The following is a 21,826-nucleotide window of genomic DNA, read 5'->3' as shown; positions in this document are numbered from 1 at the left end:
CCGGGGAGGCGGCGGAGCGCATTTTTCAAAAATCCACCTGTTTCCCCTACCGATAAACAGGTAATCCCCAGGTATTTTGCGTATCTGAATGTTGAGGAGGAGAGCCATGAAAGAATCTCCACAAGACACGTCCCCTCTGCCTCGAGGCGAGGAGGAAAAAAAGGAGTACACGCGGATGCTTCCCCAGTTGAGGCAGATTGCGCAGCATGCCTTGCGCCGAACGCAGAGGTGGAAGACTCCACCCGGTTATGAAACAGCCTACTGGCGGGAAGAGTGCGAATCGATAGCCTCGATGGCAGTATGGAACGCATTTCTTTCCTACAAACCGAACGCAAACGTCTCCTTCCCCGTATACGCCTTCCTCAGGGCAGTACAGGCGATTCGCCAGGAACACCGTCTCGCCTGGCGATGGAGCGTCAGCACAACGCCTCTGCGATGTGATGGGGACACCGGAGAACCAATAGAGCCGGTAGACCCTGAATGGCAAAAGCCCTTCCAGCAATGCGAGGACCGCTGTGACCTGCAGACTCTACTCCGCTCACTCTCCGATCAGGAACGCCAGTTAATACTCTGGCACTACCAGGAAGAGCTTACTGAACGGGAAATCGCCCAAAGGCTCAACCTCAGCAAGACCGCCGTGCACAAACGCCTCACTCGAGTGAGAACCAAGCTGGAAAAGGCTCTGGCGGAAAAAGCACGCAGTGGGTGACCAAAAATCAGATGAAATGCAAGTATTTCTAACAGGGTAGCCGCGTAGCCACCCTAATCTTTGCTCGGGAAGGAGACGATTTGCATGAAGGAAGGACAGGAGACGCAGCGTGCGAAGGCTGCATTCAGCGCACGGGTGCAGATTGCTGGCATCAAGCCAGAGGAGACCGCGCCGGCAATCGCCGTTTACGAGGTAGACCTGGTGGGTAAACCGGTGCGGAAGCTCGCCCGCGTCGATAAAGACCGCCTCGATGTACAGGCAGAGTGGGAAAGACTACCCGCTATCGCGCTGGGGCCCGACGTTACCGACCTCGCGCAACTGACCGCTGAAAGCCTGGTTACCTTTCGCCCCGATGTGACCTTTCCCATCTGGCGGGAGCGTGGACTGATCATCGGACGGGACATCTGGGAACGGTTCCTGTTCGAGTTCGTGTGTGTCAACGGCACTGCCCGTAAATGTCGCCCATGGTGGTGGGACATTCTCGACAGGATAGACCTGGTTTCCGGGCTGAACCTGTCGCGTAATATCACGCTCAAAAGCCTGACGTACCAGCCAGAGCTGCATACCCTCGTGCCCGTACACTGTTTGCCCCTGTGTGACGGCATCGTGGAGATTTACGAGCGGGTATGTTGTTGCACCCGCATACGTATCCCTGACCTGTTAGACCGCCTGCGGGACATCCTGGAAGTCATTCCCATCCCGCTACCCGACCCACTGCCGGTGGACCCACCGGGTCCTTTTCCGCCCGGTCCTGACCCCAGTCCGTTTGTGGTGAGCAATCTCGGCAGACTTACCCAGCGGCTGGAGCTGACAGCGCTACGGCAGGCGGTACGACCGCAGATACAGGAAGGTATCCGCTCGCAGGTGGCTGACCTGCGCCGACGGCTTGCGACTGCACCCGCAGAGGTTGCCGCGATGCCCGCCGAACGCCTGTACGCAGATTATGTGGCACTCGCCGGCATGAGCACCCAGCAGGCGGAGCAGTATGTGCTGGCTCGTCCCTATCTCACGGGACTGATTTGTACCTGTTCCATGCGCAAGGTGGGCGAAACCCCTCTGCAGCCGGGCGGAAGGTTTGATTTCTGCTACCTGCGCCCGCGAAGGCTCACACCATCCGGTACAACCTGCCACACCACCTTCGCCTTCAAGGTGCGTCAGCGCATTCAGGGCAGCTGGGTCACCGTTTACGACGGCGTGGCATCGCACAACTGGTTTGCAGCGGGAGAACCTGCAGACATCCGCACCTGGCACTGGCGTGCGCTGGTGTGCGGTTCCGCACCGGGCGACCCACCACCTTCTGAAGGGATACCTTTCGCAATGGTGGAGTACATCGGTAGTCCCGGCTCGCGCCACTTTAACTTCCCCACACAAACCGGCCTATCCCGAACCGGTGCACTGAGTGCCACCTCCGGTACGTTCACCACCTCCTACGCGCCCGATTGTCCATGGGGAGGCTCGTTGGGCATCCGGCTTTGGATTTCTCCGGAGATGGAACCTGTGGCGAAGTACTACCGCCTGTCGGTGGTGCCCGTCGACAGCAGCGGCGCGCCCGCTGGTAGCGCGACTGTCCTTGACGCTCCGGTGGCATGGAACCGTTTCGTGTTTGTCGGAGGCGAATGGAAGGTCACTGCCGAAGCCCTCTCGGCGAACCCGGCAGACGTCGGGGGGCAGGTGGGACTGGTTCGCATACCCTACTGGAGCAGCGGCAACTACTGGCTGAGCGGGCAATATCACCAGGTGTGGAACACTACCCTGTTCAATCCAGGACGATACATGCTCGTTCTGGAGCTGTTTGACGCCTCCGGCAACCGCATCAAACCCAGCTCCGCTCCAGCCAGCGACCCGGGCACCGCCCGTAACTTCCAGTTCCGCCGCTGGCGGCAGGGCGACACCAACTCCACCGATAATGTGCCCTTTGCCGATGTGGTGAGCGTGTTCTGGATAGACAACACCCCGGTGCAGGGGGACATCGTGGACATCCGGCGGAACGGCATCCCGAGCAGCGAAGAGTGTCAATTCATCAGCGGACCGGAAGGGACGAATGTGTCGGCAGGATTCCGCGCCTACCATCCCCGAGGCGTATCCAACCCCAACAACACTTTCATGATGTCCTATTCGCTCACGTGGCGACGCGGACTCAACGGCCCGGGCGGCACCTTCTCTTCTGGCACTGCAGACGTTGGAGAACCACCTGCTGCGGCTCAAGCATCCGGCTCTCTGACCGTCGGACAACTGCTGGGACCATGGCCCGGCTTCCCTGCCACACACGAGAGGTGCACCTTCTCGGCGTACCTGCATGTGCGGGCGAAGCATTTTACGGGTAGCTTCCGCATAGAGTCCTACGATTACCACGAGCAAGCTTCGTTCGCACTGGAGAACACATCGTAGGACGACTTCAAGGAGGGCTAGACTCCTTCCAAGCCGTTTGGCGTGTTTTTCGGCTCACCAGAAGGTTCGCCCTCCTGAAGTAACGAAGAGACGACGCTACTCCACGGCGTTCGCCGCGATGACCTGCTGATACCACCGTGCGCTGTCTTTCCAGATACGTCGCTGGGTGGCGTAATCCACGTAGACGATGCCAAAGCGCTTGGAGTAACCGTATGCCCACTCGAAGTTGTCCATGAGTGACCAGACGAAATACCCCTTCAGCGGAACACCATCCTGAATCGCCCGGTGCGCCTGCATAAAGTGCTGGCGCAGGTACTCCAGCCGCTGTCCATCAGCCACCCTGTCATCCTGCAATTCGTCACGGAACGCCGCCCCGTTCTCGGTCACGTACAGGCTCAGCTGCGGTGCTTCGGAGTGAACCCACTGCAAAATCTCGCAAAGCCCGTCCGGATACACCTCCCAGCCCATGTCGGTATACAGGGCGCCCTCGTTGCCAACGCCTTCCGCCCGCAGGTAGCCGTGCTCACCATGCTTCACAATGCCCCGCGAATAGTAGTTGACGCCGATAAAATCGATAGGCTGAGCAATGCGCTCCATGTCTCCACTCTGTACCTTGGGCCACGCGAAACCGAACATCTGCTCCGCCAGTGCAGGATAATTACCCTTCATCAGCGGTTCCATAAACAAGGCGTTGTTCATCGTATGTACCCGCTCCGCCGCGGCTCTGTCTTCCTCGCCGTCGGTTGCAGGATGCTGTGGCGCGAGATTCAGCACGATGCCCACCCGAGCCTGCTCCGGCAAAATGGTGCGCATACGGGCAACCGCCTCGCCGTGCGCCAGCAAGGCATGATGTACGGCACGAAGCCCCGCCCACAGGTCACGCATGCCGGGCGCATGATAGCCCTGTACGTAACCCAGAAACGTAAACACCCAGGGTTCGTTAAGCGTCGCCCACAGGCGCACCCGGTCGCCAAGCCGCTGCGCCACAACCTGCGTGTAGTCGCCGAACCAGTTGACGATTTCACGATTCGCCCAGCCGCCCAGGTCCTGCAACGCCCCCGGCAGGTCCCAGTGATAAAGCGTTATCATCGGCTGGATGCCCGCCTCCAGCAGCGCATCTACCAGACGGTCGTAGAAATCCAGCCCTGCAGGGTTGACCGCACCTTTGCCTTCGGGAAGAACGCGAGACCAGCTGATAGAGAAACGATACGCTTTCAAGCCCATTTCGCGCATGAGCGCGACATCTTCCTGCCACCGACGGTAATGGTCGCAGGCAACATCACCGGTGTCTCCGTTATGCGTCGTGCCCGGCGTGTGGGAGAAACGATGCCAGATAGAAGCTCCGGCGCCATCAGCCAGCGGAGAACCTTCTATCTGATAGGAAGCAGTTGCGGCTCCCCACAGAAATCCATCAGGAAAGCGCAGGACAGACATACCAACCCTCCTTGAACTTAAACCTTTCAGATGACATTCTACCGAAAAGACGCAGAGCAGGCAAGAGGAGAACGCGCGAGTCTGTGGAAAAGATTAGCGATGTTTCCAGGGGAGTCACTGAGGTGCGTATCACAAATATTGAAACCTTTGCGGTCGAGCCGCGCTGGCTGTTCGTCAAAGTGAGCACGGATGAGGACATCGCCGGTTGGGGCGAGTGCCTTGGCGACAAGGCATTCGTGATTGCGGAGGCGGTGCGCTCTTACGAACACGTGTTACTGGGTGAAGACCCCGCCCGTATCATCCATCTGGTACAGCGGATGTATCGTCATGCCTTCTGGCGGGGCGGCCCCGTGCTGAACGCAGCCATCAGCGGCGTCGAGATGGCGCTCTGGGATATTCAGGGCAAAAGGCTGGGCGTGCCGGTATATCAGTTGCTGGGGGGTAAAGTGCGCGAGCGTATCCGCGTCTACCGGCACATCGGCAGTTACGAGCCGACCCAAATCGCCGAGCAAGCGCGCCAGCGCGTGGAGGAAGGATACACCGCCGTCAAGTTCTGTCCTTTGCCTGCCTTGCATCCGCTGGAAAGCCCCATGGCCATTGAAACGGCGGTGGAGCTGGTGGCAGCCGCGCGCGAAGCGGTAGGGAACAAAGTGGATATCCTGCTGGACTTTCACGGTCGCGCCACCCCAGCCATTGCCACGCAGCTGGAGTATGAGCTGCGCCCCTATCGCCCATTCTTTATCGAAGAGCCGGTACTGCCCGAAAACGTGGACGCGCTGGCATCTGTCGCGAGCAAAGCGGTCATCCCCATCGCGACCGGTGAGCGGTTGTTTACCCGCTTTGGTTTCCGTGAGGTGCTGGAGAAGAGAGCCGCTCAGGTATTACAGCCGGACCCGTGCATCTGCGGCGGCATCTTTGAAACCCGCCACATCGCCGCAATGGCGGAAGCATACTACGTTGCGCTGGCGCCCCATAACCCATACGGACCGATGAACCTTGCCGCGTGTCTGCAGGTCGCTGCCTGCTCACCGAACTTCGTGATTCAGGAGTTCGTGCACCTCGGCGACGGCTACCTGAAGAATCCCTTCACCGTGCGTGAAGGCTACATCGACGTGCCCGCCGCACCCGGACTGGGTGTCGAGGTAGACGAAGACTACCTGCGCGAACACCCGCTCGCTCCCAAGCCCGACCCGGGCAGCGGCTTCTTCCATCACGACGACGGCTCCATCGCGGAGTGGTAACAGGGAGGTATTCGATGCAAGCTCCGGACAGACAACCCATGCCCGGCGAGTGGGGCTACCGTCCAGAGAACGGCAGCACCGTGGCGGTGAACCCGCCCTCGCTCACATGGATACACCGCCGCGAGGCGGCATCCTACGACGTGCAGTGGGCGACACGGCGCGATGTGAGCGACGCTGTGACTGTGGAAAAGCACCGCTGGTGCGTATACACCCATCATGAGCCTCTGAAGCCCGGCAAGTACTACTGGCGCTATCGGATACGCACCCGCAACGGTGAGGTCTCCTCGTGGAGCCAGATACGGGAGTTTACGGTGAGCTCCCGGGCTGTGCTCTTTCCGCAACCCACGCTTGCGCAGATGAAAGAGCGCATCGGCAGCGCCCATCCCCGGCTCTTCGTGCGGGCGGCGGACCTCCCTGCCCTGCGGGAATGGTCTCAGCGCGAAGGCAGGCGGTTCCTGCAAAACCTGCAGACGCAGGCGGAACGACTACTCAGGGAGGGTCCCACGCCGGAGCCTGCCGTTAAAGCCAGCGCACGCGACCCTCAAACGCGCCAGTACTGGTGGTCAAACCGCGAGCAAACGGTGAAAGCGTGTATGGAGGCAGAGCTGCTGGCGTTTCTGTACCTGCTTACAGAAGATAACCGTTATGCCGAGCCTGCCCGTCGATGGGTGATGCACCTTGCCGCATGGGATCCCGACGGACCTAACAACTTTGCCATCAACTGTGAGGCGGCAAAGCCGATGCTGCATCGCCTGCCACGCGCTTACGACTGGGCATACTACGCCCTCACCGAGCAGGAACGCGAACGGGTGCGAGCCGTCATGCTGCGCCGTGCCACCGACGCCTGGCGCAGCTGGGAGGTACAGGAAGGCAACGGACACCTGTCTCGCCCTTATGATAGCCATGGCAACCGCACCTGGCACAAGCTGGCGGAATGCGCCATCGCCCTGCTCGGAGAGGTCCCCGAAGCGGAGATGTGGCTGGACTATGCTGTGCACAAGTTCTTCGCCGCTTACCCGGTATGGAGCGACGATGACGGCGGCTGGCACGAGGGACTGTCTTACTGGGCGGGATACATGTCCAAGATTGTCTGGTGGACGGAGGTAGCAGAGAAAGCGCTGGGCATCGACTCCTTCCGCAAACCCTTCTTCAACCGCGCTGGCGACTATGCCCTGTATACTGCCCCGCCCGGCTCGCCCGACATGGGATTCGGTGACCTGTCGCACGGTCACCCTTCATCGGGCTGGAGCTTCGCTGCCTACTTTGCCCACAAAATGGGTAATCCTTACTGGAAATGGTGGACACAACAGTGGAACATCCAGCTGCAATCCAGCGAACCGGTGTTGAACCTGTTGTGGAATACTCTGCCCAGCGTGGCTCCTAAACCGCCGCGCGACCTGCCGCCATCCAGAGTGTTCCGCGGCATCGGGGTAGCCGTACTCAATAGCAATCTGATGGACTCCCGCGACAACGTACAGATACGGTTTAAGAGCAGCCCCTTTGGCAGGCAAAGCCACGGACACGACCCGCACAATTCTTTCACACTCAATGCGTATGGCGAATGCCTGCTGACCAACTGTGTATACCGCGACTTACACGGTAGCCCGTTCCACACGCAGTGGTGCTGGAGCACGGTTGCCCAAAACGCCATGCTGGTGGATGGCGAAGGACAGGTATCCCACTCGCCAGACCCCTTTGGCAGGATTATCGCTGATGACTTGCAGTCGGGCGCGGACTATATTGCGGGTGAAGCAACCAGAGCCTACGCGGACAAACTGCGTCACTACGTCCGCCATGTGGTCTTCGTGAAGCCCGACCTGGTCGTTTTCGTGGACGAAGCGGTTGCGGACCAACCGCGCCGCTTTGCATGGATGCTCCACGCGCTCGCGCCTTTCGAGGTGGAACCACGCCAGCAACGCCTGAGGATCGAGCGTGAGCAGGCAGGAGCATACATCCATTACATTGCCCCATCGCCGCTGCGGATGCGCCAGTGGGACGGATACACCCCTCCCCCAGATGCTGAATACCTTCGCTCCGTCGGTCGCGGCGGTTTTCCCAACCAGTGGCACGTGGAAGCCAGCACCGTCCGCCCACACAGCGAGGTGTTCACGCTCACCGTGGTGCGACCATACCGGAAGACGCGCCGTCCACCGGCAGAGATGGAGGTAGAAGAGAACGACACCGCTCTGCTCATCCGCACAGTCGCAGCGGACGGCACGCCCCTGACGGTTGCTATCCGTCGCGCCGGTGTTCCAGAGGCATCCATCGGCGGCTGGCGATTTCGGCACTTCGCCCAGGCGCAACGCGGCAGCAGACAGTGGCTGCTGGGAAAACCATAGCCCTACTCGGGCAGCGGTTTGCCCTTCGTCTCTGGCGCCCAGCGCAATACCACATAGCCCAGCAGGAAGACCGCTGAGATAATAGTAGCCGCCTGCTCAATACCGTAGTGCGCACGCAACGTGCCGAAAGTCCACGGCGCTATTGCCGCGATGTAGCGTGCGACATTATACGAAAAGCCCGTGCCCGTTGCCCGCAAGCGTGTGGGGAAAATCTCCGGGAAGTAGACCGCGTAGCACCCCAGCAACGCCAGCATACTGAACCCCAGCAGCGGGAAGAAAATCATCGCGGTCAGGAATGAATGGGTGAGGTGAAACGTAGCGGGTGCAATGACCAAACACAACAGGAGCGCTGTTCCTATTGCAAAACGCCTTCCCACGCGCTGCGCCAGCCACGCCGCAAACAGGCTGCCAAAAAACGCGCCAGCGTTCTGCGCCATCGCACCATAGCTCACCATTCGGTCTGTATACGGCTTGAGCTCTGGAAGGTTGTTGGGGTTCAACAGATTGCGCAACAGGTCGGGCGACCAGGTGCTGATACCCCAGAACCCGACGATTCCAACTGCCCCCAGCCCGATGCCGACCAGCAGATTGCGCCGCAAAAGGGGCGTGTGCCACATTTCGCTCAGTGCGCCCAACTGCTTCTTCTCCATACGGGCACGCTCTTTCGCTTCCTCCCAGCGTTCCGGCTCCCTGACAAATAGACGAATGACAAACACCAGCAGGGCCGGGGTTACCCCCACTGCAAACACCCATCTCCATCCCCAGGTGGGAGCAACGGTCAGGTTAATGACGCCCGCAAGCATGTTGCCCAGCGCGGATGACGCCTGCATGATGCCCAGAGCCGTCGCCCGCGCGTGCGATGGAAACACCTCTGCCACCAGAGACGCCCCCGCGGCGAATTCACCGCCTACACCCAGCCCCGTCAAGAAACGAAGCACGGCGAACTGCTCCCATGTCTGAGAGAGACCGCTTAAGCCCGTGAAACCCGCATACATCAGCACCGTTATCGCCATCGTGCGGGTGCGTCCGAGACGGTCACCAATAATACCGAACAAAAAGCCGCCGGTCGCCCATCCGGCGATGAAAATCGCCTGCACAATCCCTGAATAGTAACCCACGTTGGCGTCAGTAGGCGCAATACCCTCGCGGGCTAACAGCTCACGCAGAGCCGGCTGACGTGACAACACATACAGCCACTGGTCCATCGTATCGAACAGCCAGCCGCACGACGCTACAAATAATACCAGCCAGTGATAACCTGTTAACCCCTGATACCAGCGTTTAGCAGTAACCTCTTCAGAAGGCTGCATCTCCTCACCTCTCACAAGGAATCTGGATAAGGATTTCGCGACGCAATGGAAATATCCTACAGACTGAGAGACAGGAGGCTGCGATTCTATCCGGAAGACCCTCTGTTCGCTCTGCACACCTGCGCCTTCGCTTCCGATAATGGAGAATGTGAACGCAAAGGAGGCTTTAGGCATACGAATATCGCGCGCGGTGGGTCTTCCACCCCTGCCGCATGTTACCGTGCAGGTCATGCGGCTGATAGACGACCCCAGGGCATCCACTCGTGACTTCGAACGGGTCATCACTCAGGATGCCGCCCTCGCCGCCAAAGTACTGCGCATGGCGAACTCTGCCTACTACGGTGGGAATGGGAGAATATCCAGCATCAGTCGGGCTATCGCGGTGCTCGGATTGAACACCATTCGCACCATCGTGATGTCACTGACCTTCCACGCCATGGTGCACGCGCGTCAGCGCAATTCGCGTTTCAACCGGCAGGAGTACTGGAGGCATTCACTGGCTACCGCTATCGCGGGCAGGGTGCTGGCTCGCCTCAAGCGCTCTAAATGGGACGAGGAGGTGTTTCTCGCCGGACCGCTCCACGACATCGGCAAGCTGATTGCCGATCAGTTCCTGCCAGAAGATATGGACGTTTTCATCTCGCGCAGTGCCGAGATAACCCTTGGCACAGAAGAGGATGTGCTGGCGCTGGAAACGCGGGTGCTGGGTACCACTCATGCCGAGCTGGGTGATTTTGCCGCCGAAAAGTGGAACCTGCCTGCCACTGTCCGCGCTGGCATCGCCCTGCACCACGCTCCCCTGCAAGCGGAACAGGACCTGTTTGAGGTTGCTGCTCTCGTACACGCCGCGAACTGTCTGGTCAATCAGGCAGAGATAGGTGTGTTGATACCTGGTATCCAGCACGAGATGAACGCCACCGTGAAGGAGTTTCTGGCTATCCCCGAAGAACAATATGAACCGATACGCCTCGCTGTGGCAAAGGAGGTTATCGAGGCGCAAGCAGCCTTCGGGGTAACTTAACCGCCATGCGCAAAAAGATGGTTGTACTGGTTTCAGGGCGAGTGCAGAACGTCGGCTATCGCGCCTTCGTGTTGCGATACGCTCGCGCGCTGGGAGTGAGCGGAACAGTGCGCAACCTGCCCTCCGGTCAGGTAGAAGTTGTCGCGGAAGGCGACGAGAAAACACTGAACCAGCTGCTCTCCCTCCTCCAACAGGGTCCTCCTGCAGCGCGAGTCACCGATGTATCAGTTCAGTGGGGGGATGCCACAGGAGTCGAAAACGGTTTCCACATTGCGTGGTAGCCCCCCAACCTCCCTTTTACCTGCTCCATTCCGAAGCCAGCTGCGACAGCGTGACGAAGCGGCAACCCCGTTCACGCAGGTACTGGGCGCACCGTCGCCAGTTCGCCACCCCGTTTGCCCAGTCGCGCGCGGTGATGCTGATGACCTCACTGTTCCGCAGGTGGTAATCCAGAATGCTCTCCAGCGCATCCCATTCCATATCCAGACTGGCAAGCTGCCCCCCATAAGTAGCCACTGGCACCAGCAGCAATTTGGCGTCACCACGCGCTTTGAGATCGTCGTAGGCAGGACGGTAGGGCTGAGTGGGAGCATCGCTCCAGTCTACTCTGCCCTCGAACACAACACCCGGAGCCACCGTACCGTCCACCACTATGCCGATATCTTCCAAATAGCGCAAATCCGAAACCTGCAGCATGTGGTCTGCTGCGCGGAAAGCCGTTGGTTTGACGTGGCACTGTTTGAGCAGGTCCTTACCCTCCTGAATCAACATACCACGCTCACGCCCGTCGGTAATCGGGGTGCCGTTACTTTGAAAGTGCACGCGCAAACCGATTTCGTGCCAGGAGGGGATACGATGCAGGTACTCCGCGTGGTAGAGCATGGCGTTACTCATTGGGTCGTTTGCCGAAACGGTAATCAGCCAGGTCATGGGCACGTGGAACTCTTCGGCAACGCGCACCAGCTCGGGCGTGTAACATCGCCCCTGGTTCGCTGCCGCGCAGTCCACGCTGACCACCACGGTCGCCATGGGAACCACCCCCTTTATGGTGATGTTGCCTTTTGTTTCGGCGAAGGAGAAAGGGAGTCCTGCCTCTTTATCCTTCTGGAAGGCCAAACTCCACTCTGTTTACGAGGAGCATCCAGGGGCTCGCGGCATTGCAGGAACCGCGAGCCCCATACCATGTCTACAGTTCGGAGATGCTTACCCAGCGTCTCTGCTGGCTGGAGACATCTACCGCTTCGAGCACCGCCTGATTGCGCACGCCGTCCTCGAAGTTGGGCTTGAACTCCTCGCCCTTGTCAAACGCCTTCAGCATAGAATAGACGAGGTTAATGAAAGTGTGTTCGTAGCCGATGATGTGCCCGACGGGCCACCACGCGCTCATGAAGGGGTGTACACTGTCGCTTGCCTGCACCACACGGAATCCCCGAATGTGTGGTGGGTCGTCCTGCAGGTAAACCTCGAGTTCGTTCATGCGTTCCATGTTGAAAACGAGGCTACCCTTGCTTCCGTTAATCTCGAAGCGGTTGTAGTTCTTGCGTCCCAGCGCGAAGCGGGTGGCTTCGATGCTGCCGATGGCGCCGTTTTCGAAGCGTACGAGGAACAGCGCGGCGTCATCCACAGTTACTTCGCCCATTTCGCTGCTGGCAACTCCGCCCAAACGGTCATCGGACGCCGCCAGCTTCGGCCGCTGTTTGATGAAGGTCTCCATCATACCCGATACTTCGGCGATTTCTCCGACCAGGAAACGCGCCATGTCAATCAGGTGTGCGTTCAGGTCGCCATGCGCTCCTGACCCGGCAACCTCCTTCTGCAGTCGCCACACCAGCGGGAAGTTGGGGTCTACAATCCAGTCCTGCAAGTAGGTACCGCGGAAGTGATAAATCTTGCCGATGCGCCCTTCGTCAATCAACTGCTTGGCGAGTTGCACGGCGGGTGCGAAGCGATAATTGTGACACAGGGCATTGGGCACCTTGTTCTTCTGCACCGCCTCATACATCTGCCGCGCTTCCGCCAGCGTGTTCGCCAGCGGCTTTTCGCATAGCACCATCTTGCCCGCGTTTGCCGCCGCGATGGCAATCGGGGCGTGCATGTTGCCGGGTACCGACACATCCACCAGATCGATGTCCTTGCGCTCTACCACGCGCTCCCACGAGGTGTCGTACTCCTCCCAGCCGTACTTCTGCGCGGCTTTGCGCACGTTCTCCTCGTTACGCCCGCAGATAACCTTCATCACCGGTTCCACTTCCAGGTCATCGAAAAAGCGGGCAACCTGCCGATAGGCGTTACTGTGCGCCTTCCCCATAAACTGGTAGCCGATTAGCGCCACGTTCAGCTTGCGCTTGCTCATGGTTGCTCCTCCTCACACCAGGTAGATTTAATGAGCCGATACGGTTGTTTGTGGAACGCTATTGCCCTCACCGGAGGAATGCGCTCCGTCATCCCGACGAAGCACGTCCTCCGGTGGCGACATCCGTTTTATCTGCTCGGCGGCGGGGGTACAGGTATAGCACCCGGTCCGGTCTGAGTAGACGGCGCAGGCTGCTGTCCGGATGCCGATGGCTTCGGTAACAGCAGGTTTTGCCCGTTCGCCCGCTTCAACAGGTCCTGATAGTACTGCGCCATGCGCTGCCGCACGATAATCTGCGTCAACCGCGCTTTCTCCACCGCCGGAATGTCTTTGCCCAGCTTCTCTACCTTGATGATGTGCCAGCCGTAGGGCGTTTTCACGGGCTGGCTGATTTCACCCGGCTTCAGCGCAAACGCCGCCTGCTCGAACTCAGGCACCATCATGCCCCGCGCAAAGGCTCCCAAATCGCCGCCTTTATCCTTGTTCGAGCGGTCGTCCGAGTACTCCTTCGCCGCCTCGGCGAAGTCCTTACCTCCCTTGATCTCGTCGTATATTTTCTCTGCCTTCGCTTTGGCTTCGTCCTCTGCTTTGGCGCGCGCCTCGGCAAACATCTTCTGACGCTCCTCCGCGCTCACGTTCTGGTCGGGCGTGATGGTGGGCATTTGGGGCTGAATCAGGATATGCCGCGCCTGGATGAAGTCCGTATCCCGCACGGTGCGAGCGACCAGCTTCTCCAGCAACAGCGCACGCCGCAGCACCGCTTCCATGTGCGCCTTCGTCCAGCCCTGCTTCGCCAGCTCCACAGTCACATCCGCGCCGGGTGGCACACGGGCGCGCATCCCATCAATCGCCTCATTGTAGCGCTGCCCGATCTCCGCCGGGGTGACGGTTACCCCGTACTTCTTCGCTTCTTGCTCCACCACTTTGAGCGAAATCAGTTCCTCCACCGCCTGTGGACCGTACCAGGCTTCCAGCGTTTTCAGCAGATCGTCGCGCGTGATGACCGAATTGCCCACCCGTCCGACCACAGTCTGGGCTCCAGATGCGGCGCTTTTGGTCGCAGCCGGTTTCTGTGCAGGCTTGGGCGCAGCTGCAGGCTTCTGTGCGGTGGACTTTGCCTGCGCCCAGGCACCAGCGACCACCGATAGAGATACCGAGACGGTTACGATGCCATTCAGCCAGATTCTGTTCATGGCTCCTCCTCACTTTTTGGATGCATACCATGTTTCGTTACGCAAAGGCGGTCTCCCTTTGTGCCCTCCTCAGAAGGTGGTCGTGCTGCTGAAGGTGAAATTCTCCACCACCATCGGCGGCACGAGCATACTGCCCTCCACCCGCTGCGGTGTACCCAGCAATCGCACGTTTTGCATCACCACCAGCGGGCTTTCGTTGAACCGCAGGTTCTTGACCGCGTGGGTGACCTTACCACCCTGTATCCGGTAGACCCCATCGCGCGTCATACCGGTCAGCAGCAGCTGCATGGGGTCTACGTAACGGATATACCAGAAACGGGTGATGAGCAGCCCATCATCTACCTGTGCAATAAGATCCTGCAGCGAATGGCTTCCGCCCTGCAGGATGAGATTGGACGGATAGCCGGTGAAGGGCTTGCCCTGCTTCTGCGCCCAGTAGCGACTGTAAACCAGCGTTTTGAGAACACCGTTCTCTATCCACGTGACGTCCGGCGTGGGCATCCCGTCCTCAAAGAACGGTTCTGCAGGACATTCTGGATGCGTGGGCAGAGATTGCAGGGTTATCAGGGCATTGCCGACTGCGCTTCCCTCTTTGCCGGAGAACGCCGACCTTCCCTCGTCCGCTGCCTTAGCGTCCATGCTCCACGCCATATAGGCAAGCAGCTCCGCGACCGCCGCGGGCTCCAGGACCACGGTGTAATCGCCGGCGGAGACCTCCTGTGGATGGCGCGCTGCCTCCGCCTTGTCCGCTGCCCGCCGCGCAACTGCTTGCGGCACAATGGTAACCATATCCTCATGCGTCTGCTCCGCCCAGCCGCTGCCGTCTTCGGTCATCATCGTGCAGATGAGCGAAGCTTGCGTGGCGGTGTGGAAGCCGAACAGCCCACAGTTATTGGCAACGGCACTGACGTAAGTGTTGGTGGCGAAGCTGCCCGCCGTTTTCAGACCGCGCGCGTTCGCCTCGGCAATCACCTGACGCACCACACGGGCGCGGTCCTCGGGGGTGGCGTGTGCGGTACTGTCCGCGTACGCCGGCACCGGGCGATATACGGCAGGCTCCGGCGGGGGAAGAAACTCGGTATCGGGTTCCGCAACCCGCGCCATCTCCTCCGCGCGCTTCACCGCCTCGCGGATGGAATCGGTATCCAGACGGTTCGTGCTGCACCGTCCGACCTTGTTGCCATACGCGCACAGCACGCGCAGGGTGGTTTGCGCCTTCGCGACGTTTTGCGTAATCTCGTTGTTGGCATAGCGGGTAGACGCCTCGCGCGTGCCTGTCAGGTTCACCTGCACATGTTCCGCCTCGCTCAAGGCAAGCGCTTTCTCACAAATCTGTCGCGCTTCCTTCTCGTTCATCCGTCGCCTCCGTTTCGGGAATGCAAGCCTATTGTATCACGATGGAGCGCGGGCGGGCAAGAGAGACACGCATTGTCACCTGTTGCCCGCGACTTCCGACTGATCGGGCAGCATCTCATACCACAATGCCAGCACCTTTTGGGGTATAACAAAGAGGGAGAGGCAAAACGGTCATGAAGGTCACTCTACTCTACTACCCGGATTGCCCATCACATGAGCGGGCGATGGAACTGCTGCGCGAGGCGCTGGAGGCAGAGGGCGTGGACGCGGAGATAGAGGTCATCCGTATCGAGACAGAGGAAGAGGCGGAGCGACATCGCTTCATCGGCTCGCCGACCATCCGCTTCAACGGAGTGGAGGTCGACCCGCAGCCCCATCTGCCCTACCGCCTCACCTGCCGCACCTTCCGGCACGAGGACGGCAGGCTTTCCCCCCTTCCGTCGCGAATGATGCTTCGGGAAGTCATTCGTCAAGTCAAACAGGAGGAGGACAAGACACATGGCGCTGGAGCTGGGTAAACCCATCGTGGACTTCGCCCTGCCGGGCGTGGACGGCAAGACCTATTCCCCTGCCGACTTTGCCGACAAGCCGGTGCTGGTGGTGGTGTTCTGGTGCAACCACTGTCCGTATGTGAAAGCCTATGAAGACCGCACCATCGCGCTGGCGAAGGAGTTTGCAGACAAAGTGGCGTTCGTAGCCATCAACGCGAACGACGCGGTGAAGTATCCTGAGGACAGCTTCGAACACATGCAGCAGAGGGCAAAGGAGAAAGGCTATCCCTTCCCCTACTTGCACGACGAGTCGCAGGAAATCGCCCGCGCCTACGGGGCAACGCGCACGCCGGAGTTCTTCGTGTTCGACTCGAATCGCGTGCTGCGCTACCACGGACGACTGGACGACAACTGGGAGAACCCTGCTGACGTGAAGGAGCAGTATCTCCGCGACGCCCTGAACGCCCTTTTGAACGGTCAGGAACCGCCGGTCAAAGAGACCGAGCCGGTGGGCTGCACGGTAAAGTGGAAGTGAACGCGAGCCGGTGAGGAGCGTTCCTCACCGGCTTTTCCTCGGTTACGGAGTAACCTCCACCCATTGCTTGCTGCGGTGGCTGGCGAGCACCGCGTCGACGATTGCCATCTCGATGTGCCCGTCCTCGAAGGTGCTGAAGTCCCACTCGCTGCTCCCTTCGGCAATCGCCGAGTATACGCGCCACAGGAAGTTCTTCAGCCCATCGGGGTAGCCCTCTGGATGCCCGCCCGGATAGTGCGCAAAGGGACGTGCGTCGGGCGTCAACAGCGACGGGTCACGCATCACAATCTCGTTTGCCTTCTCGCGGTAGCCCACCCATAACTCGTCCGGTCGCTCCTGGTCCCACACCAGCGAGCACTTGCTGCCGGAGATTTCGTAGAACATGCGGTTCTTGCGCCCGGCAAAGCATTGCGACACGGTGAACGAGCCCACCGCGCCGTTCTCAAACTCGAAGGCGACCGTCGCGTAGTCTTCGGTGTGGATGGGTACCGGCTCGTAGTCTTCCGGCTGCAACACCTTGCCCGCGTAGGTCTCCAGCTCCTTCTTGGGCTTCATGCGGGTCTTGTGGATGGTGTGCAGATGCGCATATACCCGCTTAATCTTCAGCCCGGTGACATACTGCACGCAGTCGCACCAGTGCGAGCCCACGTCCGCCACCGCCCGCGATTCGCCGCTCAGCTCGGGCACCAGACGCCAGTTCCAGTCGGTGGGCAGAAACAGCCAGTCCTGCGTGTACGAGCCGTTCGCGTGGTAGATTTCGCCCACGTCCCCGCGCTGCACCATTGAGCGGGCATGGCGCACCAGCGGGTAGTAGCGATAGATGAAGTTAATCGCGTGTACAACACCAGCTTTCTTCGCCATCTCCACCAGCTGGCGCGACTCGCTGGAGTTCATCGCCAGCGGTTTCTCGGAAATCACGTGCTTGCCCGCCTCGATAATCTTGCGGTTGACCTCAAAGTGCAGATTGTTGGGCGTGCAGTTGTGAACGACCTCGATCTCCCTGTCGTCGAGAAGGTCGTCGACGTTCCAGTAAACCCGATCGATGTTCAGCTGTGCCGCTTTCGCCTTCGCGGTCTCCTCGTCTTTCTCGCACAGCGCCACCATATCCACAAAACCCAGTCGGCGTGCGGCTTCCACGTGCGCCGGTCCGATAAAGCCCGTGCCGATAATCGCCGCTTTGACCTTGCGCATTCTCGCTCACCTCCTTCGTTACTCTGGTCAATGTATTCTGTACACCGAGTGTAACCTCCTTCTGCAGGAACCGGCTGCCTCCATGTGGAAAACTGAAGGCACTATGCGCGTGTCGTACGAAGCCTTCACGGTGCATAAGCGATTCCCGCTCACCATCAGTCGGGGCACCACTGCCCAGACAACCAATCTCTGGTTGCGCATCGAGGCGGACGGCATCGAGGGCTGGGGTGAAGCCTCGCCTTTCTCCATCGGTGCGTACCGCGAGAACACCGAACACCTGCTCGAAGCAGCCGGGCAGGTGGTTACCCTGCTGCAACCGCTGCATCCGCTCGAACGGCAGCATATCGAGCAGGTTTTGCAAACCCATGCCATACCGCACGCCTTGCGCGCAGCGGTCGACATTGCACTGCATGACTGGCTGGGCAAGCGGGTGGGGCTGCCCCTGTGGAGGCTCTGGGGGCTGCAGCGCGAGCGCATCGTGCCCACCACAGTGACCATCGGCATCAATCCCCCCAACGTGGCGCGTCAGCGCGTGCGCGACTGGCTCGCACTCACCGATGCGAAAGCGTTGAAGGTCAAGCTGGGCAGTCCGGACGGTATCGAGGCAGACCAGGCGATGTTCGAGGCGGTTCGGGAAGAGGCGCCCGAGGGAGTGACGCTGCGCGTGGACGCCAACGGCGGGTGGAGTCTGCCGGACGCCATCACCATGTGCCGTTGGCTGGCGGAGCGGGGCGTGGAGTACGTGGAGCAGCCGTTGCCAAAGGGTCAGGAAGACGCCCTCATGGAACTGTATCAGCAGTCTCCATTGCCTGTTTTTGTGGATGAGAGTTGTTTCCACAGTAAGGACGTAGCGCGGCTTGCCGACCGCGTACATGGAGTGAACATCAAGCTGATGAAGTGTGGAGGGCTGAGCGAAGCATACCGCATGGTGCATACGGCGCGGGCGTGCGGACTGCAGGTGATGTTTGGCTGCTATTCCGACAGCAGTCTTTCCATTACGGCTGCTGCGCACCTTTCGCCGCTGGCAGACCATCTGGACCTGGACAGCCACCTGAATCTCGTGGACGACCCCTTCGTGGGAGCAACATGGCAGGACGGTAGAGTCATGCCGAACAACCTGCCCGGCTTGGGGGTGCAACGCCGTGAGGATACTGCCTGAGCATCGCGTCGCCATCCTGCAGCACGGGGGCATCCGCGGGCAGTTCGGCAAGACGGGGCTGGCATTGCTACGCTACAGCGAAGCCCAAATAGTGGCGGTCATCGACGCGGAATGCGCTGGCGGTTCCATCCCGCAGTTAACCGGCATCCCCCGCGACGTGCCGATTGTGGCATCTCTGCGCGAGGCGTTACGCTACCAGCCGCAGATACTGGTCACCGGCATCGCACCACCTGGAGGCGCGCTCCCCCAAGCCTGGTGGCAGGAAGTGAAGGAAGCAGTAGCGGCGGGACTGTGCATCGTCAACGGACTGCACACCCCAATGGCAGATCACCCCGACATCCAGCCACAGCTGCGCGAAGGGCAGTGGGTCTGGGACATCCGTAAAGAACCGTCTGGCTTGCAGCTGGGCAGCGGCGCGGCGCGAGAACTGTCCTGCCTGCGCGTGCTGACCGTGGGCACCGACATGGCGATTGGGAAGATGTCGGCGGCGCTTGAACTACACCAGGCAGCAAAACGACGGGGACTGCGCTCGGCGTTTGTCGCATCGGGGCAGACGGGCATCATGATCGCTGGAGACGGCGTGCCGCTGGACGCCGTGCGAGTGGATTTTGCGGCAGGGGCGGTGGAAGCGGTCGTGCTGCGCTATGGGCGCGAGCATGAGATACTGTTTATCGAGGGGCAGGGTTCGCTGCTCAACCCTGCTTCCACGGCGACCCTACCTCTGATTCGCGGCTCACAACCCACGCACCAGATTCTGGTGCATCGCGCGGGGCAGACGCACATCCGCACTTATCCGCATGTGCCCATCCCGCCGCTCACCGAGGTGGTGCGCCTTTACGAAATGGTTGCTTCGGCAGGGGGTGCGTTCGCGCCTGCCCCCGTGGTGGGCATCGCGCTGAACACCGCACACCTGTCCGACACCGAGGCGCAAGCGGCGATTGCTCAGGTGGAGGCGGAAACGGGACTGCCCTGCACGGACGCCGTCCGCTACGGCGCAGAGAAACTGCTGGATGCGATGTTGAAGGGCTCAAAACCTGTCTGATAGTGTAGCAGCAGACTCCAGCCCGTGCGAATCAGTTCCTGTGTTAACCGGGTTCCTCTTGCATTAAAGCGTCCACCGATTCAGGAAGCCATGCACGCAGGAAATCAAAGCGATGAAAATCCTGTGGGTTGAATGTCAGCAAATGGCGTAATCCGTGCAGACGCATGATTGCCGCTAAGCGGGCGTCCCAAACCTGGCGACCGCTGACCCGGTAACGAGTAACAATGTTTCTCCACTCATCAAACAGGTCGGGGGTCTCGGTCAACAGGTTGTGCACAGAAAGGATCTGCTCAATGTCCATAGCCGCTCGCTCAGGGGTCAATCCCAATCCACCACGGGCTTCCGCGGGCCGGGTCGCAACCGCCCAGTACTCTTGCAGGCATTGCGGAGCGACACGAACGCTCCAGCCGGCTTTGACCAAACCTTCAATGGCTCTGACCGCCAGTGCATGTTTAGCATCAGTGACATGCCTTTCCCGCAGTAGAACCCCTGTGTCCAGCAGCACAGCTTTCATACCCGTTCCTCATACAGGTTTTCGCGCCGAAGGTCTTCGTCCGATAGGCTGGGGGCATCTACAGGATGGTCTTCAAAGTATTTCCATAGACGGTGGAGCCTTCGCAACTGTTCATCTGCTTCCACTTCTACCACAAGTCGGACCCGCGCACCAGCAGGCAGGTCCAGTGGTTCACTGGGTATCAGCACCTTCCCGTCATACTCGGCTTGAATCACCTTGACGGACATTCCTATCACCTCGCACTTCTATAGTAGCACACAAAGGTGACCGGGCTCAAGAAACCACCCCCTCCCACCGCCAACGGCGACAGGAGGGGCAGGTGATTACACCAGCGAGTTTTGCTTCGTAAACTCCACCAGCTCGTCCACCAGGCAGAACGCCAGTCCGGTCACCGTATCCGCTGCGCCGTAGTAGACGGCAATTCGTCCCGTAGCAGCATCTGCCAGCGCGGCGCACGGAAACACCACATTCGGCACATCGCCCACGCACTCGTACAGCTCCTGTGGGGAGATGATGTAGGGGGCAGTCCGGGCAATTACCTTCCAGGGTTTCTCCAAATCCAGCAGCGCCGCCCCCGCGCTGTACACAAAGCCGTTGCACGAGGTCAATACGCCGTGATAGATAAGCAACCAGCCTTCGGTCGTTTCGATAGGCACGGGACCTGCGCCGATTTTCGTGCTCTGCCATCCGCCCGCAGGCGCCATCACGAACCGATGGCATCCCCAGTGAATCATGTCGGGGCTTTCGCTATAGAACATGTCACCCCAAGGCGTGTGCCCGCGGTCGCTGGGACGGCTCAGCATGGCGTATTTGCCATTGATTTTGCGCGGGAACAGTACCCCGTTGCGGTTGTAGGGCAGGAAAGCGTTCTCCAGCTGGTGGAAGGTCTCGAAATCCTGCGTCCACGCCACGCCGATGGTGGGTCCGTGGTAGCCGTTGCACCACGTCACCCAGTAACGGTCTTCGATCCATACCACGCGCGGGTCGTAGCCATACTCCCAGCCCAGCTCCTGCGCCGCCTTCCCCACGAAGTGGATGCGTTCGGGGTTGATTTCCCAGTGGATGCCATCCTTGCTGCGCCCCGCGTGCAACTGCATGTAGCGGCGCATATCATCGCAGCGGAACACACCCCGAAACTCGCCCTGATACGGCACCACCGCGCTATTGAAGATGCTGTTGGAAGTGGGCAGCAGGTTGCGAGGGATAATCGGATTTTTGCTGTAGCGCCACATGACCCCGGAATAGCCTTTGGGCTTGTCTTCCCACGGGATGTTCGGCAGGTTCTCTCCGATGATCCTAACCGCCATGGCTCGTCCTCCCTGTGCAATGTTTGCGTCACATGACTCTTACACAAGGAGGAAAACACTTCCTGCCTGCGGGTACAGCTACCAGTCCTGCGTGATGGGCTTGTTCCAGTTCGGATGCCACTCGGGCATATCCCGCTTCCAGTTGCGGTAGTAGATGCCACCCAGCGGCGCCCAGCGGGCATGACCATCCGCAAACACCATGTTGATACCCCCGCCGTGCCAGTCTGTGCGCTTCGTGCAGTC

At 60.0% G+C, this 21,826-nt stretch carries 21 protein-coding genes; 10 read left to right on the top strand and 11 right to left on the bottom strand.

The window, feature by feature from the left end:
• The first annotated feature begins 106 nt into the window (after window positions 1-106).
• Together K6U75_13285 and K6U75_13280 are read left to right on the top strand one after the other, a co-directional pair.
• Window positions 107-709: a sigma-70 family RNA polymerase sigma factor gene (locus K6U75_13285; protein MCL6476013.1), complete on the top strand. Its 603-nt coding sequence runs from the start codon at window positions 107-109 to the stop codon at window positions 707-709.
• 84 nt (window positions 710-793) lie between these two features.
• Complete coding sequence (locus tag K6U75_13280) at window positions 794-3,097, top strand: hypothetical protein (GenBank protein ID MCL6476012.1); 2,304 nt, start codon at window positions 794-796, stop codon at window positions 3,095-3,097.
• A gap of 96 nt (window positions 3,098-3,193) precedes the next feature.
• Here the strand turns inward: K6U75_13280 and K6U75_13275 are convergent, their stop codons facing one another.
• The gene (locus K6U75_13275; GenBank protein ID MCL6476011.1) at window positions 3,194-4,531 is read right to left on the bottom strand and encodes a beta-glucosidase; all 1,338 of its coding nucleotides are present in this window, start codon (window positions 4,529-4,531) and stop codon (window positions 3,194-3,196) included.
• A 122-nt stretch (window positions 4,532-4,653) separates the two neighbouring features.
• On the opposite strand from K6U75_13275, the gene dgoD reads away from it, so the two are divergent.
• Together dgoD and K6U75_13265 are read left to right on the top strand one after the other, a co-directional pair.
• Window positions 4,654-5,772: a galactonate dehydratase gene (dgoD, locus tag K6U75_13270; GenBank protein ID MCL6476010.1), complete on the top strand. Its 1,119-nt coding sequence runs from the start codon at window positions 4,654-4,656 to the stop codon at window positions 5,770-5,772.
• Between the two features lie 14 nt (window positions 5,773-5,786).
• Entirely contained in the window at window positions 5,787-8,111 is a 2,325-nt protein-coding gene (locus K6U75_13265; GenBank protein ID MCL6476009.1) for a DUF4962 domain-containing protein, read from the top strand.
• Window positions 8,112-8,113: 2 nt separating this feature from the next.
• On the opposite strand, the gene K6U75_13260 is transcribed toward K6U75_13265, so the two are convergent.
• Window positions 8,114-9,421 carry an MFS transporter gene (locus tag K6U75_13260; protein MCL6476008.1) on the bottom strand — a complete coding sequence of 436 codons (1,308 nt, stop codon included), beginning with the start codon at window positions 9,419-9,421 and terminating at the stop codon, window positions 8,114-8,116.
• 148 nt (window positions 9,422-9,569) lie between these two features.
• Between K6U75_13260 and K6U75_13255 the strand changes: the two genes are divergently transcribed.
• Together K6U75_13255 and K6U75_13250 are read left to right on the top strand one after the other, a co-directional pair.
• Window positions 9,570-10,442, top strand: a complete 873-nt coding sequence (locus K6U75_13255) for an HDOD domain-containing protein (protein MCL6476007.1) — start codon at window positions 9,570-9,572, stop codon at window positions 10,440-10,442.
• 5 nt (window positions 10,443-10,447) lie between these two features.
• The gene (locus K6U75_13250) at window positions 10,448-10,723 is read left to right on the top strand and encodes an acylphosphatase (protein MCL6476006.1); all 276 of its coding nucleotides are present in this window, start codon (window positions 10,448-10,450) and stop codon (window positions 10,721-10,723) included.
• 16 nt (window positions 10,724-10,739) lie between these two features.
• Here K6U75_13250 and K6U75_13245 read toward each other — a convergent pair whose 3' ends face one another.
• The 4 genes from K6U75_13245 to K6U75_13230 form a co-directional block, all read right to left on the bottom strand.
• The gene (locus K6U75_13245; protein ID MCL6476005.1) at window positions 10,740-11,471 is read right to left on the bottom strand and encodes a hypothetical protein; all 732 of its coding nucleotides are present in this window, start codon (window positions 11,469-11,471) and stop codon (window positions 10,740-10,742) included.
• Between the two features lie 157 nt (window positions 11,472-11,628).
• Window positions 11,629-12,795 carry a Gfo/Idh/MocA family oxidoreductase gene (locus K6U75_13240; protein ID MCL6476004.1) on the bottom strand — a complete coding sequence of 389 codons (1,167 nt, stop codon included), beginning with the start codon at window positions 12,793-12,795 and terminating at the stop codon, window positions 11,629-11,631.
• 128 nt (window positions 12,796-12,923) lie between these two features.
• Window positions 12,924-13,988, bottom strand: a complete 1,065-nt coding sequence (locus K6U75_13235; protein MCL6476003.1) for a peptidylprolyl isomerase — start codon at window positions 13,986-13,988, stop codon at window positions 12,924-12,926.
• A gap of 69 nt (window positions 13,989-14,057) precedes the next feature.
• Window positions 14,058-15,344 (bottom strand): TldD/PmbA family protein, encoded by a 1,287-nt coding sequence (locus tag K6U75_13230; protein MCL6476002.1) that lies wholly within the window; start codon window positions 15,342-15,344, stop codon window positions 14,058-14,060.
• Window positions 15,345-15,517: 173 nt separating this feature from the next.
• Here K6U75_13230 and K6U75_13225 point away from each other — a divergent pair, with 173 nt between their 5' ends.
• The gene (locus tag K6U75_13225) at window positions 15,518-15,862 is read left to right on the top strand and encodes a DUF2703 domain-containing protein (protein MCL6476001.1); all 345 of its coding nucleotides are present in this window, start codon (window positions 15,518-15,520) and stop codon (window positions 15,860-15,862) included.
• Window positions 15,843-16,370, top strand: coding sequence for a thioredoxin family protein (locus tag K6U75_13220; GenBank protein MCL6476000.1), 528 nt, complete (start codon window positions 15,843-15,845; stop codon window positions 16,368-16,370). Before K6U75_13225 ends, K6U75_13220 begins: the two co-directional genes overlap by 20 nt.
• Before the next feature lie 42 nt (window positions 16,371-16,412).
• Here K6U75_13220 and K6U75_13215 read toward each other — a convergent pair whose 3' ends face one another.
• Window positions 16,413-17,561: a Gfo/Idh/MocA family oxidoreductase gene (locus K6U75_13215; protein MCL6475999.1), complete on the bottom strand. Its 1,149-nt coding sequence runs from the start codon at window positions 17,559-17,561 to the stop codon at window positions 16,413-16,415.
• A gap of 103 nt (window positions 17,562-17,664) precedes the next feature.
• Between K6U75_13215 and K6U75_13210 the strand changes: the two genes are divergently transcribed.
• The gene (locus tag K6U75_13210; protein ID MCL6475998.1) at window positions 17,665-18,720 is read left to right on the top strand and encodes a dipeptide epimerase; all 1,056 of its coding nucleotides are present in this window, start codon (window positions 17,665-17,667) and stop codon (window positions 18,718-18,720) included.
• The gene (locus tag K6U75_13205; protein MCL6475997.1) at window positions 18,704-19,762 is read left to right on the top strand and encodes a DUF1611 domain-containing protein; all 1,059 of its coding nucleotides are present in this window, start codon (window positions 18,704-18,706) and stop codon (window positions 19,760-19,762) included. The genes K6U75_13210 and K6U75_13205 overlap by 17 nt, the downstream gene beginning before the upstream one ends.
• 43 nt (window positions 19,763-19,805) lie before the next feature.
• Here the strand turns inward: K6U75_13205 and K6U75_13200 are convergent, their stop codons facing one another.
• The 4 genes from K6U75_13200 to K6U75_13185 all read right to left on the bottom strand — a co-directional run.
• Window positions 19,806-20,276 (bottom strand): PIN domain-containing protein, encoded by a 471-nt coding sequence (locus K6U75_13200; protein ID MCL6475996.1) that lies wholly within the window; start codon window positions 20,274-20,276, stop codon window positions 19,806-19,808.
• Window positions 20,273-20,503 (bottom strand): antitoxin family protein, encoded by a 231-nt coding sequence (locus K6U75_13195; GenBank protein MCL6475995.1) that lies wholly within the window; start codon window positions 20,501-20,503, stop codon window positions 20,273-20,275. Before K6U75_13195 ends, K6U75_13200 begins: the two co-directional genes overlap by 4 nt.
• Window positions 20,504-20,599: 96 nt before the next feature.
• On the bottom strand, window positions 20,600-21,583 hold the full coding sequence (locus tag K6U75_13190; GenBank protein MCL6475994.1) for a glycoside hydrolase family 130 protein: 984 nt from the start codon (window positions 21,581-21,583) through the stop codon (window positions 20,600-20,602).
• 78 nt (window positions 21,584-21,661) lie between these two features.
• On the bottom strand, window positions 21,662-21,826 hold a 165-nt coding region (locus K6U75_13185), incomplete at its 5' end, for a hypothetical protein (protein MCL6475993.1).

This window comes from Bacillota bacterium (genome assembly GCA_023511455.1).
GTDB lineage: Bacteria > Armatimonadota > HRBIN16 > HRBIN16 > HRBIN16 > HRBIN16.
The sequence above is the reverse complement of the archived record's forward strand: the minus strand, read 5'-3'. Positions and strand labels throughout refer to the sequence as shown.

Coding starts and splice junctions, on each gene's coding strand:
- K6U75_13190 (MCL6475994.1), bottom strand. CDS start 21,583: ATGGCGGTTAGGATCATCGGAGAGAACCTGCCGAACATCCCGTGGGAA.
- K6U75_13230 (MCL6476002.1), bottom strand. CDS start 15,344: ATGAACGAGAAGGAAGCGCGACAGATTTGTGAGAAAGCGCTTGCCTTG.
- K6U75_13215 (MCL6475999.1), bottom strand. CDS start 17,561: ATGCGCAAGGTCAAAGCGGCGATTATCGGCACGGGCTTTATCGGACCG.
- K6U75_13235 (MCL6476003.1), bottom strand. CDS start 13,988: ATGAACAGAATCTGGCTGAATGGCATCGTAACCGTCTCGGTATCTCTA.
- K6U75_13280 (MCL6476012.1), top strand. CDS start 794: ATGAAGGAAGGACAGGAGACGCAGCGTGCGAAGGCTGCATTCAGCGCA.
- K6U75_13260 (MCL6476008.1), bottom strand. CDS start 9,421: ATGCAGCCTTCTGAAGAGGTTACTGCTAAACGCTGGTATCAGGGGTTA.
- K6U75_13240 (MCL6476004.1), bottom strand. CDS start 12,795: ATGAGCAAGCGCAAGCTGAACGTGGCGCTAATCGGCTACCAGTTTATG.
- K6U75_13245 (MCL6476005.1), bottom strand. CDS start 11,471: ATGGCGACCGTGGTGGTCAGCGTGGACTGCGCGGCAGCGAACCAGGGG.
- K6U75_13220 (MCL6476000.1), top strand. CDS start 15,843: ATGGCGCTGGAGCTGGGTAAACCCATCGTGGACTTCGCCCTGCCGGGC.
- K6U75_13210 (MCL6475998.1), top strand. CDS start 17,665: ATGCGCGTGTCGTACGAAGCCTTCACGGTGCATAAGCGATTCCCGCTC.
- K6U75_13225 (MCL6476001.1), top strand. CDS start 15,518: ATGAAGGTCACTCTACTCTACTACCCGGATTGCCCATCACATGAGCGG.
- K6U75_13200 (MCL6475996.1), bottom strand. CDS start 20,276: ATGAAAGCTGTGCTGCTGGACACAGGGGTTCTACTGCGGGAAAGGCAT.
- K6U75_13195 (MCL6475995.1), bottom strand. CDS start 20,503: ATGTCCGTCAAGGTGATTCAAGCCGAGTATGACGGGAAGGTGCTGATA.
- K6U75_13285 (MCL6476013.1), top strand. CDS start 107: ATGAAAGAATCTCCACAAGACACGTCCCCTCTGCCTCGAGGCGAGGAG.
- K6U75_13250 (MCL6476006.1), top strand. CDS start 10,448: ATGCGCAAAAAGATGGTTGTACTGGTTTCAGGGCGAGTGCAGAACGTC.
- K6U75_13265 (MCL6476009.1), top strand. CDS start 5,787: ATGCAAGCTCCGGACAGACAACCCATGCCCGGCGAGTGGGGCTACCGT.
- K6U75_13275 (MCL6476011.1), bottom strand. CDS start 4,531: ATGTCTGTCCTGCGCTTTCCTGATGGATTTCTGTGGGGAGCCGCAACT.